Below are 15,326 nucleotides of genomic sequence, written 5' to 3' on the forward strand. Positions count from 1 at the left end.
CGGATCAGGCGGTCGAGGTCTCGGTCAGCAGTTCGCGGACGCGCGGGACGACCGCGGAGCCGTACAGACCGATGCTGTCCATGAGGTGCCCGTGCGACAGCGAACCGTTGCTGATCTTCAGATCCACGCGGGACAGCCCCAAGCCGTCGACCGCGGTCGCGACCTTCCGTGCGACCGTCTCGGGCGAACCGACGAACAGCGCACCCTCCGGGCCTGCCTCCTGCTCGAAGTGCCCGCGCGTCATCGGGCTCCAGCCCCGCTCGCGGCCGATCCGGTCCATCATCGCCCGGTAGTGCGGCCAGAGCTGCTCCTGCGCGAGCTCATCGGTCTCGGCGATGTGGGCGGGCGAGTGCATGCCGACGGGCTGGGTCGGCAGCTGGAACTGCGCGAGTGCGCGGTGGTAGAGGTCGACGAAGGGGGCGAACCGCAGCGGTCCACCGCCGATCACGGCCAGCATCATCGGCAGGCCGTACCGAGCGGTCCGCACGACCGATTCGGGGCTTCCGCCGACACCGACCCACGTCTTCAGCTTCCCATGCTCCACCCGCGGGTAGACCGACTGCTCCCGGAGCGGCGCGCGCGTCTTGCCCGACCAGGTGACCGGTTCCTGCTCGAGGAGGGCGACGAACAGCTCGAGCTTCTCCTCGAAGAGCTCCTCGTACTGCGACAACTCGTACCCGAAGAGCGGGAACGACTCGGTGAAGGATCCGCGGCCCAGGATGGCCTCGGCCCTCCCTCCGGAGATGCCGTCGAGCGTCGCGAACCGCTGGTAGACGCGCACCGGGTCGTCGGAGCTCAGCACCGTGACGGCGGATCCGAGATGGATGCGCTCGGTGCGGGCCGCGATCGCCGCCAGCACGACCTCGGGTGACGAGACCGCGAAGTCCTCACGGTGGTGCTCCCCCACCCGATGAAGTCGAGGCCGACCGCCTCGGCGTGGACGCCCTGCTCCACGACGTTGCGCAGGACCTGCGCCTGGGACAGTGGTGCGCCGTCGGCGTCGACCGTGACGTCACCGAAGGTGTCGATGCCGAACTCGAGGGGTGTGGTCATGGGGTTCTCCAACGTCGTGTGGCTCGCCGCGGGCTCTCACGGCGATTGTATGTGTTTGCATACATATCGGTGAACCTCGTCGCTCCGACGGGTATTCCCGATCCACCCAGGGTGGCAGAACCGGACGCCCGCTGGGAGCACCCTCTCAGCCGTCCCTGGCAAGCTGGAACACCTGCACCCCGAGCCTTGGAGCCCCTGTGTCGCCGCGCCGCCTCTTCCGCCTGATCGCGATCGCCGAGGCGATCACCTGGACCCTCCTCATCATCGGGATGATCCTCAAGTACGTCACGAAGACGACCGACGTCGGCGTGAGCATCGGTGGCGCGCTGCACGGCTTCGTGTTCCTCGTCTACGGCGCGACGGTCCTGCTCATCGGGATCAACCAGCGCTGGCCCATCGGCACGATCCTCGTGGGCCTCGTGAGCGCCGTCGTCCCGTACGCGACCATCCCCTTCGACCTCTGGGCAGACCGCACCGGCCGACTCGACGGGGCGTGGCGCCGTGAGGCGGGCGCCGACCCGCGCGACCAGCGGGTCCTCGACCGCCTGACGCGCTGGCTCGTCCGACACCCGATCCTGCTCGTGGTCGTCGGCGGCCTCGTGGTCGTCGCCGTCTTCACGGCCCTGCTCGTCGTCGGGCCGCCGGTCCCGAAGGGCTGATCATCAGGATCCCTGCTGCACACGGGGGCCCACCCCCTCCGCTCAGCCGAGCAGCTCGACCAGATCCCGCGTGATCTCGGAGCGGGCCTCATCGCTGGAGATCGTCGCCGAGCCGTCACCGGGCTGCACTCCGTAGTCACCGAAGCTCGCGTGGTTCGCCCCGTCGATCTCGATCATCGTCGCGTCAGCGGGCAGCCGGACGCGCGCGTCGGCGACCTTATCCGGGGTACTCAGTCCGTCGTCGCTCCCCGCGAGGCTCAGCACCTCGAGGGCCGAGCCGGAGAGGTCGTTCGCGCAGTAGCTCCCGAACAGGACGAGACCCGTCACTGCGGGATCCTCCGCGAGCTGGCAGGCGCGCACCCCACCGAGTGAGTGGCCACCGACGAACCAGGTGTCGACGTCCGCGGCGGCGGCGGTGAACGTCTCCAGCGGCCGTTGGTCGAAGAACGCCAGGTTCAGCGTCGGCTTCGTGATGACCACGGTCACGCCGGCCTCCTCGACGACGCCGGACAGCTTGTACAGATAGGCGTAGGGGTCGACCTTCGCCCCGGGGATGAAGACGAGACCGGTACCGGAGGCCGGACGCTCGGCGTCCGCGGTCGGGGCGAGGACCACCGCGTCGCCGACGTCGGTGACGGAGACCGCCGGGTTCTCCCACACCGTGAGTGCTGCGGGACGAGTGCCCTGCATGACGATCTGGGTCCAGACGACGAACCCGAGGACGACGACGAGCACCGCGCAGAGGATTCCGATGAGGATCGGCTTCAACCGCCCCGCCCGCCGTGGTCGGCCAGGGTGCTCGGTCACATCGCTCATGTCGTTCCTCCACGCTCCGAGCCCCGCGAGGATCACGGCGGACCGGCTCCCTCCAGTATCCCAAACCCGGCCCAGCGCGCGGCGGTCCTGAGCCACGCTGCCGCCCCCTGGATGCCCGGGTCCCGGTCGCGCTGTCAGGCGATCGGCCTATGCTCGACGGGTGACCACCACTCGCACGAAGCACCCCACCGGGCCGTCGATGACGATCGGCCTCATCACGCACCCGACGAAGAACATCGACGACTCCGTCCGCATCCTCCGCTCATGGCAGCTCGAACATGGCGCGCGCCTCGTCGGACTCCGCGCGGAGGCCAACCGGCTCGGCGACGACGTCGAACTGCTCGACGAGGACGCCTTCGCGTCGTCGGTCGACGTCGCCGTGGCGATGGGCGGCGACGGCACGATGCTCGGGGCGATGCGGCTGCTCGCCGGCCGGTCCGCACCGGTGCTCGGCGTCAACTACGGCAACGTCGGCTTCCTCGTCGAGGTCGAGCCGGCCGCACTCGCGGAGGCGCTCCAACGGGTCAGCGACAACGAGTTCTCCCTCGAACCGCACCACGGCCTCGAGGTGACGATCACCACCGGTGAGCAGGTCGCCCATCTCCTCGCCTTCAACGACGTCTCCATCGCCCGGCGCCCGGGAACCGGCGTGGTCATGGCAGACCTCGCCGTGGACGGCACCGCCTACGGGTACTTCAAAGCCGATGCGATCGTGATCGCCACCCCGACCGGATCGACGGCCTACAACTACGCGGCAGGCGGGCCGGTGCTCTCCCCCGCCGTCGCCGCCACCGTCGTGACGCCGGTCGCCCCGATGTCGGGCATCGACCGCTCGTTCATCCTCGGGCCGGCGGAGCGCCTGCAGTTCTCGATCGGGACGGCGACCAAGCAGGCCGCCGTCGAGATCGACGGCCAGGTCCTCGCCGATGTCGCGAGCGGCGCGGTCGTGACCGTCCGGCTCGTGCGCGACGCAGCCAACGTCGTGCGACTCGACCCGAGCCGGCACTCGCGCAAGGGCCGGATGAAACTCAGCCTGCTCGACCTCCCGTTGCGTCGCGATCAGCTGCTCGACCTCGTTCCCCCGGACATCCGCGCGCGCGTCGAGCGTCCGTCGCGGGTCCGCCGTACGCGCAGCAAGCCGGCCGACCCCTCGCACTGAGTCCCGCACCCACCCGCAGCGCGATGCCGGGGCGGGGCGGGGCGGCGTCACGAGGTCGGTAGGACGACCCCGATCGGTTCGCGCTTCTCCGCCTGGAAGCGGTCTTCGGTGCGTCCGTAGGCCCAGTACCCGGAGAGTGAGAGCTGGGAGCGGTCGAGCCCGCGCTGGGTGAGGAACACCTCGCGCAGTGCTTTCATCGACTCCCGCTCGCCATGGGCGAAGACCTGCACGCGTCCGTCGGGCCACGGGTGTCCGCTGATGGCGGTCGCGAGGAGCGCGGCCGTCGATTCGTCGCGGGCCGCACGTCCGACCCAGATGAGCTGCACCCCGGCCGGGTGGTCGAGGTCGACGAGGTCGTCCCTGCCACCGATCTCGAGGAACGCGAGCCCCTTCGCATCCGCCGGGAGTGCCTCGAGGGCGGCAGCGATCGCGGGGATCGCCGACTCGTCGCCCGCGAAGAGGTGCCAGTCGGCGGTCGGTTCGGGCCGGTAGGCGCCTCCGGGGCCGGCGAGCACGACGCGGTCTCCCGGCTGCGCGGCAGCAGCCCACGGGCCGGCGATCCCCTCGTCGCCGTGCACCACGAAGTCGATGTCGATGGTGCCCGCCGCCTGGTCCACGCGTCGCACCGTGTAGGTGCGGGTGACCGGGAGGTCGGCGGGTGCCAGCGTCTCACGGAGCGCCGCGAGGTCGTACGGCGGCTCGAGGCCGAGTTCGGGCTTGGCGAAGGAGATCTTCACGTAGCTGTCGGTGGCGTCCTTGGGCTGGAAGTCGGCGAAGCCGGGACCGCCGAGGGTGAGGCGCACGAGGTGCGGTGTGACCCAGGAACTGCGGACCACCTCGAGGATGATCTGCGGACGTGGGGCTCGAGGTCGCGGTGTCGTCGTCATGATTATCTCCATTCTGCCGCCCATCGGACGGTCTCGGCATCCCCGACCCCGCTGTCATACTTGAGGGATGGCTACGACCGCAGGCTGGTACCCGCACCCCGACGACCCGACGAAGGAACTCCACTTCGACGGCGAGGCCTGGGGCGACTCGAGGGTGCTGCGGTTCCAGCGGGACAAGCCGTCGCAGGCCGACGCCGCGGGCTGGTACCCGCACCCGACGGACGAGGAACGCCAGGTCCACTTCGACGGACGAGCGTGGACGGACATGCGGGTGTTGCAGCTCAGCGGCGGCGCGTCCGGCGACGGCGGGCAGGCTCCGGTCTACGTGTCGCCCGCCGAACTGCCGGCACCGGAACGCGAGAGTCGTGCCTGGACGATCACCAAGGCCGCCCTGTCGTTCGGGCCCATCATCGCCATCGCGGTCGTCGGCGTGCTGGCGATCGTGAGTGGCAACACCGGCGGCTGAGGCTCCCTCCACGACGACGAAGAGCGCCCCGCCGAACCGGCGGGGCGCTCTTCGTGTACATGGGTCCTACTTGGCTGCGACGGCCTCGGGGGTCGCGATCGACGAGGCGAGCACCTCGTCGAGGCCCGCGGACGCCTCTTCGTCGGTCATCGACTGCGCGAGCGCGAGTTCGGAGACGAGCACCTGGCGCGCCTTCTGGAGCATGCGCTTCTCGCCGGCCGACACGCCGCTGTCCTGGTCGCGACGCCACAGGTCGCGGACGACCTCGCCGACGCGGTGGACGTTACCACTGGCCATCTTCTCCTGGTTGGCCTTGTATCGACGCGACCAGTTGCCGGGCTCCTCGACGAACGGCTCGCGGAGCACGCCGTAGACGGCCTGGACGCCGTCGTGGTCGATGACGTCGCGCACACCGACGAGGTCGGCGTTCGCGATCGGCAGCTTGATGGTGAGCTCGGACGTGTGCACGCGAAGCGTCATGACGTCCTGCTCGACACCCTTGATCGTCACCTTCGACAACTCGGTGATGGTGACCGCTCCGTGGTGCGGGTAGACCAGGGTCTCTCCAACGATGAACTGCATGGTTCCTCTTCTCTTCTCAGGTCGTCACCGGTACTCGCGCACCGGCGTCGTCGTGCTCCGGCGGTTCAGCGGCCGGATGGTTCGGGGGTCGGTGGTGGCGGTGACGCGCCGACGGGACGTTCGTCGAGCAGCCAGGCGGGCAGCAGGGCGACCAAGGCTTCGACCAGTTCGTCGTCCGAGACGTCGATGCGTCCGCGGCGCCAGCCGTCGACGAGGGAGAGCGTGCCACCGGCGACATAGGCGGAGACCAGGCCCGCCGGGATGCCGACCGGGACCTCGGTGCGCTCGAGCAGCGAGCCGATGAGGTGGTCGGCATGCTCGCCGACGAGGTCGTCGAACGCGCTGCGGGCGACGGGGAGCTCGAGCACGCTCGAATAGAGCGGTGCGTCTTCGAGGAGCTGGGCGACGAGGCGTCGGTAGGCTTCGCGGGCGCGCTCGGCGCTGCCCAGCGACTCGCCGGCGGGACGCACCGAAACGCCAGAGGCGGCAAGGCCGGCGAACTGCACCCGCAGGTAGGCTGCGGTGAGGTCGTCGAGGCTGGAGAAGTGAGCGTAGAACGAGCTTCGGCTGATGCCGGCGACGCGGACGATGTCGCCGACGGACACGCGTTCCGGCCGGCCGACGAGGATGGTGGCGACCGCGTCGAAGATCGTCTGCCTGGTGCGCTCGGCACGGGGGTCGCCCGTCACTCTGAGGACGGGAGCGAACCCCTCGACGCGCGACGGCGGAGCGGGACGTTCAGTGGTGGACTGCTCGACACCGAGGGCGGGAACTCCTGATGTGCGAGGCATTCCCACCAGTGTACCACGACTTCTCGGACAGCTGTCCGAGACAGCAGCTGTCGGCTCGGGGCGCGAGCGCGTCCAGCTACCTCTCCCGGTGACCGAGGCGGCGCGACCCGAGTGCCCTTCGACAGGCTCAGGGACCGAAACGTTCCCAGTGAACCTCGCCCGGTCACTGAGCCTGTCGAAGTGCCCACGAGGAACCCTTCGACACGTCGAGGGGCGCAGCGCAGGGACCGAAGCGTTCCAGGCACACCTCTCCCGGTCACTGAGCTTGTCGAAGTGCGGCACAGCTCGGGGACCGAAGCGGTGCGGACAGACTTCTCACGGTCGCTGAGCTTGTCGAAGTGCCCACGAGGGCCCACCCCCTTCGACAGGCTCAGGGACCAAAACGGGTCAGAAGGGCGCGGGATCGGGTTCGGTCCGGTGGTGCTTCCCGTCGGGTGTCGTCCACTCAAGCACCCCACCGGGACCGTGGTCGAGATTCCACCCGGGAAGATGCTTCATCCGATGGTGATGTCGACACAGGCAGGCGAGGTTCCCGACATCCGTGGTGCCACCGTCCTCCCACGCGACCGAATGATCGAGATCACAGGCCCTGGCGCGTCGACCGCACCCCGGTGCCCGACAGGTGCCGTCCCGGAGGCGCACCGCCCGTTGGAGGTCTGCCGGAACGCGGTACTGGTTGCGTCCGACGGAGAGCACCGCGCTGGTTTCCGGCTGGACGAGGATCCGGGTGAAGCTCGGCGCGTTCACCGCGATACGCGCGGCGGTCTCCGGGTCGATGGGGCCGTAGCCATAGAGGGTGGCCGGGGCGTCGCTCACGCCGGCCATGGTCAACGCCGGCACCGTGATCTGCACGGTCGGCTTGATGTGCTCCTGGACCTCGATCGGGTGCGGGAGCACCGGGCTCGACATGACGTCTTCCGGGGTTACTCCGGTGAGGGCGAGTGCCGTGAGGGCGTCGGCCTGCAGCTGCGCGCAGGTGCGGGTGTCACCTGCGTTGCGCGATTCCGCGGCGGCCGTTTCGACCCGCTCGACGATGCCCTGCGCGATGGGCGCTGTCGTGAAGAGGTGCACCCACGCCATGCCGTCAGCCGCGGGTTCGAACTCGACCCGGCGGTCTGCCTCTGAGCGTGTTGCTCGTGCGGTGATGGATTCCGGGTGGAGGCGCTCGCGCAGGACGCGGGCGCTCATGCGGAGGCCAGCGGCCGTGGAGCGCTCGGCGACGACGAGAACCTGTTCGAGGAACACCGCCCGCCCAGCGGTCGGGACGTCGCAGAGCTGATCGGTGATCACCTGCGCATGCCGCGCCGAGATACGGCCGGCCTCGAGCGACGCGAGCACGGCTGGTGCGTCATTGACGAGGCGTTCGGCGTCGTTCGTCGCACGCTGGACCGTCCGCTCCGGCATCCGGGTCGCCATCGCGAGGGCCGCACACGTCGACCGGCGGGACAGCGCCCGACGCTCAGCCGGCGGAAAGCTTGCCGGGACCGCGACGTCCGCGAAGGCGTCCGCGTAGGCGGCAGAGCGGGCCAGGAGGCGCGCCTTGCGTGCATCCAAGAGGGCCTGCTGTCGGTGGATCTCAGTCCACTCGTCCGAGAACTCCGCGAGCTGCGCGGCGTGTTCGTCGCCGACGCGGATCGCGGTGAGGGTGGTCTCGGTCATGGAACAAGTCCATCACGGACCACTGACATTCCAGATGCTGAGTCGGAGCGGCTGTGGAAGTTCCTCGTGTGCCCTTCGACAAGCTCAGGGACCGGAGGAGAGATACCGGCTTCGCGGGGTCTGTATTGTGCCCTTCGACAAGCTCAGGGACCGGAGGAGAGATACCGGCTTCGCGGGGTCTCTATTGTGCCCTTCGACAAGCTCAGGGACCGGAGGAGAGATACCGGCTTCGCGGGGTCTCTGCTGTGCCCTTCGACAAGCTCAGGGACCGGAGGAGAGATACCGGCTTCGCGGGGTCTCTCTTGTGCCCTTCGACAAGCTCAGGGACCGGAGGAGAGATACCGGCTTCGCGGGGTCTCTCTTGTGCCCTTCGACAAGCTCAGGGACCGGAGGAGAGATACCGGCTTCGCGGGGTCTCTGCTGTGCCCTTCGACAAGCTCAGGGACCGGAGGAGAGATACCGGATTCGCGGGGTCTCTGCTGTGCCCTTCGACAGGCTCAGGGACCGGAGGAGGTATGCCGGGATCGTTAGGTTCGCTGTGGGCCCTTCGACAAGCTCAGGGACCGGGAGAAGATCACCGGAACGGGAGGTCCCTCGCCGGGCGTGTCCAGGTGGAAGTGTTCCCCGGCTACGCGGCTGCCGGGGCGGCGATGTTCACCATCCAAGCGACCCCGAAGCGGTCCTGCAGCATGCCGAAGGAGTCACCCCAGGGCGCCACCGTGAGTGGCTGCTGAACCGTCCCGCCGGCTGCAAGGCTGTCGAAGTAGCCGGTCAGTTGCGCTTCGTCCTCGTTCGGCCCGCTCAGCGACATCGAGAAGTCGCTGCCCCTGCTGTAGTCCATGTGCTTCGGGGTGTCCGATGCCATGAAGACCACACCCGCATCACCCGTGAGCTGGGCATGCATGACCAGATCCAGCTCGTCCGGTTCGACCTCGGCACCGAAGTCGCGGAAGGTCGAGAGCAGCAGCTCACCACCGAAGACCCCCTGATAGAACTCCATCGCCTCGCGGGCTGTCCCGCGGAAGCCGAGGTACGGGTTGAGCGTCGTCATGATCGTCCCTTTCGCCTGGGCGGGCGCATCGTCGCGCTCGTCTCGCGATCATTCTCACGCTCCGGCGTCGGATGCGCGAGCACGTTTCGTCGTCTCCGTCACGAGGGGCCGGGACGCCCACGGCTACTAGGCTCGTCTGGTGCCCTCGCAACCCCAGCCCCTCCGCATCGCGATGATCTCGCTCCACACCAGTCCCGGTGACGAGCCGGGTTCCGGTGACGCCGGCGGGATGAACGTCGTGGTCCGTCATCAGGCCGTCGCGATGGGCGCAGCGGGCCACGAGGTCGACGTCATCACCCGGCGGTCTTCGGCCGACCAGCCGTCCGCAGCCTCCCTCGCCCCAGGCGTGACCCTGCGCTTCCTCGACGCCGGTCCCGCCGAGCCGGTCGCGAAGGGTCGGCACGAGGAGTTCGTCGAGGACTTCCGCTCGGAACTCGCCCGACTGCCGCGATACGACGTCCTGCACGCCCACCACTGGTTCTCCGGCATGGCCGCACTCCCCCTCGCGCGGGAACTGGGGATCCCGCACGTGCAGAGCTTCCACAGCATCGCCGCCGAGTCCACCACGCCGCTCTCGCACGGCGAGCGCGCCGAGTCCCCCGGGCGCCTGGCCGGCGAGGCACGGCTCGCCGCGGAGTCGGACGCGGTCGTCGCGATCAGCGCGGCCGAGGCCGACACCGCGATCACCCGGCTCGGAGCGAGCCCCGATCGGGTGTCGATCGTGCCACCCGGTGTCGACGGGACGCTGTTCCACCCGCTCGACGGGCCTCGTGCAGGTCGTCCGACCGCGGTGGTCGCCGGTCGCCTGCACCCGCTGAAGGGCTTCGACCTCGCCATCGAGACCATCGCAGCGGTCGCGCCCGAGCTCCGCCCCGAACTCGTCATCGCCGGGGACGTCTCGGTCGACTACGACCGCTACGCCGAGGAACTGGCCGCGCTCGCCCGCGACCTCGGTGTCGCCGACGATGTCCGCTTCGTCGGGCCGCAGTCGCGCATCGGGCTCGCCACGCTGTTCCGCGAGAGCATGCTCGTGCTCGTCCCCTCACACTCGGAGACATACGGTCTCGTCGCGCTGGAAGCCGCGGCGAGCGGTGTTCCGACCGTCGTGGCCGCCTCGGGCGGCTTGCGGGAGGCCGTCGTCGACGGTGGGACGGGCATCGTCATCGACTCCCGCGACCCGCAGGTCTGGGGTGCTGCGGTCTCGTCCATCCTCGGCGACCCGGGGCGGCTCGCGCAGCTCGGTTCGGCAGCGCGACGTCGGGCAGAGCGGTTCGACTGGCAGCGCTCGGGAGACGCCCTCGTCGACGTCTACCGGACCCTGCTCGACACCACTCCGGCCGTCGTCACCGCTCCGGCGACCTCCGCCTCGTGAACCGCGGACTCCTCCCACTCGTCGACAGCGGGCACACCGTCCTCTTCACCCACGCGCACCCCGACGACGAGACCCTCGCCTCGGGTGCGCTCATCGCCGAACTAGCGGACCGCGGAGCTCGCGTCGTCCTCGTGACGGCCACGCGAGGCGAGCGCGGCGAGGTCGTCGACGGCCCGCTCCGGTCCCTCGCCGGCACCGCCGCACTCGCATCCCACCGCGAGTCGGAGCTCGCCGCCGCCTGCCGGACGCTCGGCGTGGCCGAGCAGTTCTGGTTGGGCACGACTCCGGCGGCCCGGCCGGGGACGTCGACGCGGTACGTGGACTCGGGCATGCGATGGGTGCGCGAGGGACTCGCGGGCCCCGCTGACGACGTCTCCCCCGGCGCGTTCTCACTCGCTCCCCTCGATGACGTCGCCGACGACCTCGTCGCCCTCATCGGACACGTCTCGCCGGACCTGGTCATCAGCTACGACCACGGTGGCGGGTACGGGCACCCGGACCATCTCCGGATGCACGAGGCCGCGATCGTCGCGGCGCGGAGGAGCGGGGTGCCGTTCGCTGAACTCGTGCACCACCGCACCGACCTCGAGCCGTCGGGCGACGACGCCGTATGGTTCCCACTCGAGCACCGCCTCCCGATCGTCGCCGCAGCGCTGGCGGAACACGCCAGCCAACTGACGGTCGACGGCGAGCAGCTCGTCCACTCCGGCGGTCAGCGCGAGGACATCACCACCTCGGTGGGCCTGCGACTCCGGTCCCGCTAAGCGGTCGCCGACTGGTTCCGGTGCTCCCGTGGCATGCGGGCCGCGAGCACGGGGACGAGCAGCATGAGCACGACCGCGGAACCGAAGGCCGCGGGGAACGAGAAGGCGTCGAGCAGTGCGCCGGCGACCAGCGGGCCGACGATGGCACCGAGGTCGGACGTCGCCTGGAAGACCGCGACGGCCCTACCACCCCGGCCACCCGCGGCGTCTCCGACGGCCGCCGCCGGAGCGGTCCCGAGGAAGGCCGCCGCGACGCCGTAGACGCACAGGGCGACGACCAGCAGCCAGAGCTCGCCGACGAACGGCATGGCGAGCAGCGCCGCCGCCGCGACCGGGAACGCGACGAGCATCGCGGGGCGCCGTCCGACGGTGTCGACGAAGCGGCCGGCGGGACCGAGCGCGAGCGTCTGGGCGACAGCGGCGATCGCGAAGGCGATCCCGGTCCAGGCGGCCTCCTCGTGGAGCGCCTCCACGACGAGGACCGGCACGAGCGCGCCTCGGACACCCATCGACGCCCACCCGTTGGCGAAGTTCGCGAGGAGCGCCGCCTGGTACCGGCGATCGGCGAGGACCGTGCGGAACGGCTCGGCCTGCGTGGCGGTCTCGACCGGCGCGGCGATCCGACTGCCGCGCAGCATCACGAGCCCGAGGACGCCGGCGACCGCGAGGGTCCCGGCGTAGAAGAAGAAGGGTGCCGTGAGCGAGATGGTCGAGAGCAGGCCACCGACGGCCGGTCCGGCCATGCCGCCGACGAGGAACCCGCCCTGGTAGAACCCGACCGCCCGCCCACGCCGATGCGGTGGGCTGGTGCGCAGCAGCAGCGTCATCGCGGCGACGGAGAACATCGCCGACCCGATCCCTCCGACCCCGCGGAGCAGGAGCAGCTGCGGATAATCCGCCGCGAGCCCGACGAGCGCGCTCGACACCGCGACGATCCCGATGCCGGTGGCCAACACCACCCGCTCGCCGATCCGGTCGACGAGCGCACCCACGAACGGGTTCGCGATGAGCCGCATGAGCGCGAAGACCGAAACGACCGCCCCGACCTCGAGGTAGCCGACGCCGAAACTGCGCACGTACACGGGCAGGACCGGGATCACGACACCGAACCCGAGCATCACGAAGAACGCGACGCCGCCGAGGACGAGGACCTCGCGACCGAGGGGCTCACGAGGAACGGCCCCCGCTCCGCCTGGACGACGGAACGGGAGCCGGATCATGCTCTCAGGGTATCGGTGCGATCAGCCGATCGTCGCCGTGTCGATGACGAAGCGGTAGCGGACGTCGCTGCGGACCACGCGGTCGTAGGCGCCCTCGACCTCGTCGGCACCGATCAGCTCGATCTGCGAGCCGATGCCGTGCTCGGCGCAGTAGTCGAGCATCTCCTGCGTCTCGCGGATGCCGCCGATGTTCGAGCCGGCGAGCGAGCGGCGGCCACCGACGAGCGAGAACACGCGGAACTGCTGCGTGTTCTCGGGCAGTCCGACGAAGACCATCGAGCCGTTGAGCTTGAGGGTCGACAGGTAGGCGTCGATGTCGAGGTCGGCGGAGACCGTGTTGATGATGAGGTCGAAGCGTCCGCGGAGCGACTTCAGGGTGCCCTCTTCGCCGGTCGCGTAGTAGTGGTCGGCCCCGAAGCGCTTGCCGTCCTCCTCCTTTGAGGTCGTCTGGCTGAGCACGGTCACCTCTGCGCCGAGGGCGTGGGCGATCTTGACGCCCATGTGGCCGAGGCCACCCATCCCGACGATGGCGACCTGCTTGCCGGGACCGGCGCCCCAGTGCTTCAACGGCGAGTAGGTGGTGATGCCGGCGCACAGCAGGGGTGCCGCGACGTCGAGCTCGATGCCCTCGGGGATGCTCAGCACGTAGTTCTCGTCGGCGACGATCTGCTTGCTGTACCCGCCGTACGTGGGCTCGCCGTCGTACTCACGGCCGTTGTAGGTGGCGACGTTGCCCTTCAGGCAGAACTGCTCCTCGCCGGCGAGGCAGTTCTCGCACTCGCGGCAGGAGTCGACGAAGCAGCCGATACCGACGCGGTCGCCGACCTGGTGCTTGGTGACCGCGTCGCCGACCTCGGTGACGATGCCGGCGATCTCGTGACCGGGGACCATCGGGAAGATGGCCTTGCCCCATTCCTCGCGGGCCTGGTGGATGTCGCTGTGGCAGATGCCGGCGTAGTGGACGTCGATGACGACGTCGTTGGCGCGCGGCGCACGGCGCACGATGGTGCCGACCTCGAAAGGCGCGTCGGCGGTGGGCTTGATGATGGCGGCGACGGTGGTCATAGGACTCCTCGGGCTGGGGGTGTTGGGGGTGCCGTGGGGCGGGATGCACGCGCCGGACAGCACGTTCGACGCTAGCAGCCCACTCCACCGGACGAACCCCCAAGGGACGATCACCCGAGCTGTGCTACGAGCGACGCCGAGGTGTGAATCCCTGCAGAGTTGCTTGGCAGTTCCCGCAGAGGATCGGCCTCGGGGTGGCATCCTGCCGCGAACCCGAGCAAGGTGGGGAACTCGTATTCGCGAACGGAACGGAGAACACACATGCTCACCCTGACCGAGAACGCCGGCCGAGTCGTCAAGACCCTCGCCGAGAACGCACCACTCACCCCGGGACTGGTCGTCCCGGACGACGCGTCGTCGCTCACGCACGGCGCCGGACTGCGCATCAGCAGCAGCTCCGACGACAACAACTTCGAAGTCACCATGACGGCGACGCCGCACGAGGCCGACCAGGTCATCGAGAGCGCCGGAGCGACCGTCTTCCTCGAGGAGTCCGCAGCCGTCGCCCTGAGCGACGCGGTCCTCGACGCGCAGATCGACGAGCAGGGCGGCGTCCGCTTCGCCCTCGGCAAGGCCGAGTAGCGCCCTGAGTCCGCAGAACGCCCGGTGATCCACGATCACCGGGCGTTCGTGTGTCCGGGTGGGGTCAGTCCTCGGAGTGTCTGGCGCGACTCGGCTGCACCCGCGGCGGCTCGCCCGGCATCTTCGGGAAGTCGGGAGGGAACGGGAGCTCCCCCAGTCCTTGCTCGAGGTCCCGCTCCCACCACTGCAGGAGGACGTCGATGCGCCCAGCGGTGTCGTGCATGCCGGCCCACGGGTCTCCGGTCGTCCGGAGTCGCTCCGGGACGGTCCGCACCGTGAAGGCGCCCGGGTCGATCTCGGGGAGTTCGTCCCAGGTCACCGGACACGAGACGGTCGCCGAGGCCAGCGCACGCGGGCTGTAGGCGCCGGCCATCGTCCGGTCGCGGTTCGCCTGGTTGTAGTCGACGAAGATGCGTTCACCGCGCTCCTCCTTCCACCACGAGGTCGTGACCCGGTCGGGATCCCGACGCTCCAGTTCCCGCGCTGCCGCGATCACGGCGTGCCGGACGTCGAGGAACTCGTGCTCCGGCTCGATGGGAGCGAACACGTGGACGCCTCGGTTGCCGGAGGTCTTCACGAACCCCGTCAGACCGACCTCCGTCAACAGCTCCCGAAGCGAGCCCGCCACGCGTACGGCGTCGGCGAAGTCGGTTCCCGGCTGCGGGTCGAGGTCGATCCGCAGTTCGTCGGGATGGTCGGTGTCCGATGCCCGTGACGGCCACGGGTGGAACACGACGGTGTTCATCTGTGCGGCCCAGACGACCGCAGCGGCCTCGTCGAGGACGAGTTGCGGATGCCGCCGGCCACTCGGGTACACGACGTCGACCGCCCGGACGTACTCCGGCGCTCCCTTCGGCGGGTTCTTCGAGAAGAACCACTCACCGTCCACACCGCCCGGGAACCGCTGGAGGGACACCGGGCGGTCGCCGTTGGCGGCGAGGAAGGCCGGCGCGACCTCGATGAGGTACTCCGCGAGCTCCCGCTTCGTGACACCGGACTCCTCCCAGAGCACGCGGTCGGGACTGGAGAGACGCACTTCGCGGTCGCCGTGCGGTCCGGGGACGGTGAGGACGATCGCGGTGCTGGCCATGTCGGACACCGTACGCGCCCTGCCCGGCCCGGTCACGAGGGTGGTGCTCGTCGCCGCAGCGGAGTAGAACGGGACCTGTCCATCGAACCCGCCGTCACCACCCTGCCGAG

The 15,326-nt window shown here is 69.8% G+C and carries 15 protein-coding genes and 1 pseudogene; 6 read left to right on the plus strand and 10 right to left on the minus strand.

Translation table 11 applies throughout. The features are described from left to right. Positions 1 to 4: 4 nt before the first annotated feature. A pseudogene (locus FGL15_RS00065) lies at positions 5 to 1,053 on the minus strand (LLM class flavin-dependent oxidoreductase). A gap of 197 nt (positions 1,054 to 1,250) precedes the next feature. Here FGL15_RS00065 and FGL15_RS00070 point away from each other — a divergent pair. Next, entirely contained in the window at positions 1,251 to 1,712 is a 462-nt protein-coding gene (locus tag FGL15_RS00070; protein WP_138944507.1) for a DUF3817 domain-containing protein, read from the plus strand. Between the two features lie 42 nt (positions 1,713 to 1,754). On the opposite strand, the gene FGL15_RS00075 is transcribed toward FGL15_RS00070, so the two are convergent. Beyond that, positions 1,755 to 2,528, minus strand: a complete 774-nt coding sequence (locus FGL15_RS00075; RefSeq protein ID WP_138944508.1) for an alpha/beta hydrolase — start codon at positions 2,526 to 2,528, stop codon at positions 1,755 to 1,757. A gap of 160 nt (positions 2,529 to 2,688) precedes the next feature. Here FGL15_RS00075 and FGL15_RS00080 point away from each other — a divergent pair, with 160 nt between their 5' ends. Continuing rightward, positions 2,689 to 3,687 carry an NAD(+)/NADH kinase gene (locus FGL15_RS00080; RefSeq protein WP_236555474.1) on the plus strand — a complete coding sequence of 333 codons (999 nt, stop codon included), beginning with the start codon at positions 2,689 to 2,691 and terminating at the stop codon, positions 3,685 to 3,687. A 47-nt stretch (positions 3,688 to 3,734) separates the two neighbouring features. Here the strand turns inward: FGL15_RS00080 and FGL15_RS00085 are convergent, their stop codons facing one another. Then, positions 3,735 to 4,574: a siderophore-interacting protein gene (locus FGL15_RS00085; protein WP_138944509.1), complete on the minus strand. Its 840-nt coding sequence runs from the start codon at positions 4,572 to 4,574 to the stop codon at positions 3,735 to 3,737. A gap of 67 nt (positions 4,575 to 4,641) precedes the next feature. Here FGL15_RS00085 and FGL15_RS00090 point away from each other — a divergent pair, with 67 nt between their 5' ends. Further along, positions 4,642 to 5,040, plus strand: a complete 399-nt coding sequence (locus tag FGL15_RS00090) for a hypothetical protein (RefSeq protein ID WP_138944510.1) — start codon at positions 4,642 to 4,644, stop codon at positions 5,038 to 5,040. A 66-nt stretch (positions 5,041 to 5,106) separates the two neighbouring features. On the opposite strand, the gene FGL15_RS00095 is transcribed toward FGL15_RS00090, so the two are convergent. The 4 genes from FGL15_RS00095 to FGL15_RS00110 all read right to left on the minus strand — a co-directional run bounded on the left by FGL15_RS00095 (position 5,107) and on the right by FGL15_RS00110 (position 9,123). Next, positions 5,107 to 5,622 (minus strand): CarD family transcriptional regulator, encoded by a 516-nt coding sequence (locus FGL15_RS00095; RefSeq protein ID WP_064296128.1) that lies wholly within the window; start codon positions 5,620 to 5,622, stop codon positions 5,107 to 5,109. 65 nt (positions 5,623 to 5,687) lie between these two features. Continuing rightward, complete coding sequence (locus FGL15_RS00100; RefSeq protein ID WP_138944511.1) at positions 5,688 to 6,413, minus strand: TetR/AcrR family transcriptional regulator; 726 nt, start codon at positions 6,411 to 6,413, stop codon at positions 5,688 to 5,690. A gap of 387 nt (positions 6,414 to 6,800) precedes the next feature. Further along, positions 6,801 to 8,072 (minus strand): HNH endonuclease signature motif containing protein, encoded by a 1,272-nt coding sequence (locus FGL15_RS00105; protein WP_138944512.1) that lies wholly within the window; start codon positions 8,070 to 8,072, stop codon positions 6,801 to 6,803. 628 nt (positions 8,073 to 8,700) lie between these two features. Beyond that, complete coding sequence (locus tag FGL15_RS00110) at positions 8,701 to 9,123, minus strand: VOC family protein (RefSeq protein WP_370281952.1); 423 nt, start codon at positions 9,121 to 9,123, stop codon at positions 8,701 to 8,703. Between the two features lie 139 nt (positions 9,124 to 9,262). Between FGL15_RS00110 and FGL15_RS00115 the strand changes: the two genes are divergently transcribed. Together FGL15_RS00115 and FGL15_RS00120 are read left to right on the plus strand one after the other, a co-directional pair. Further along, the gene (locus tag FGL15_RS00115; protein ID WP_138944513.1) at positions 9,263 to 10,495 is read left to right on the plus strand and encodes a glycosyltransferase; all 1,233 of its coding nucleotides are present in this window, start codon (positions 9,263 to 9,265) and stop codon (positions 10,493 to 10,495) included. After that, on the plus strand, positions 10,492 to 11,259 hold the full coding sequence (locus FGL15_RS00120) for a PIG-L deacetylase family protein (RefSeq protein ID WP_138944514.1): 768 nt from the start codon (positions 10,492 to 10,494) through the stop codon (positions 11,257 to 11,259). Before FGL15_RS00115 ends, FGL15_RS00120 begins: the two co-directional genes overlap by 4 nt. Here the strand turns inward: FGL15_RS00120 and FGL15_RS00125 are convergent. Further along, on the minus strand, positions 11,256 to 12,479 hold the full coding sequence (locus FGL15_RS00125; protein WP_138944515.1) for an MFS transporter: 1,224 nt from the start codon (positions 12,477 to 12,479) through the stop codon (positions 11,256 to 11,258). The genes FGL15_RS00120 and FGL15_RS00125 overlap by 4 nt on opposite strands. A 21-nt stretch (positions 12,480 to 12,500) precedes the next feature. Continuing rightward, positions 12,501 to 13,544, minus strand: coding sequence for an NAD(P)-dependent alcohol dehydrogenase (locus FGL15_RS00130; protein WP_138944516.1), 1,044 nt, complete (start codon positions 13,542 to 13,544; stop codon positions 12,501 to 12,503). 261 nt (positions 13,545 to 13,805) lie between these two features. On the opposite strand from FGL15_RS00130, the gene FGL15_RS00135 reads away from it, so the two are divergent. Beyond that, positions 13,806 to 14,126 (plus strand): hypothetical protein, encoded by a 321-nt coding sequence (locus tag FGL15_RS00135; protein WP_064295440.1) that lies wholly within the window; start codon positions 13,806 to 13,808, stop codon positions 14,124 to 14,126. 64 nt (positions 14,127 to 14,190) lie between these two features. On the opposite strand, the gene ligD is transcribed toward FGL15_RS00135, so the two are convergent. After that, complete coding sequence (gene ligD, locus FGL15_RS00140) at positions 14,191 to 15,216, minus strand: non-homologous end-joining DNA ligase (protein WP_086475369.1); 1,026 nt, start codon at positions 15,214 to 15,216, stop codon at positions 14,191 to 14,193. Between the last annotated feature and the right edge of the window lie 110 nt (positions 15,217 to 15,326).

It is taken from the genome of Plantibacter sp. M259 (assembly GCF_006065115.1).
In the GTDB taxonomy this organism is placed as follows: Bacteria; Actinomycetota; Actinomycetes; order Actinomycetales; family Microbacteriaceae; genus Plantibacter; species Plantibacter auratus.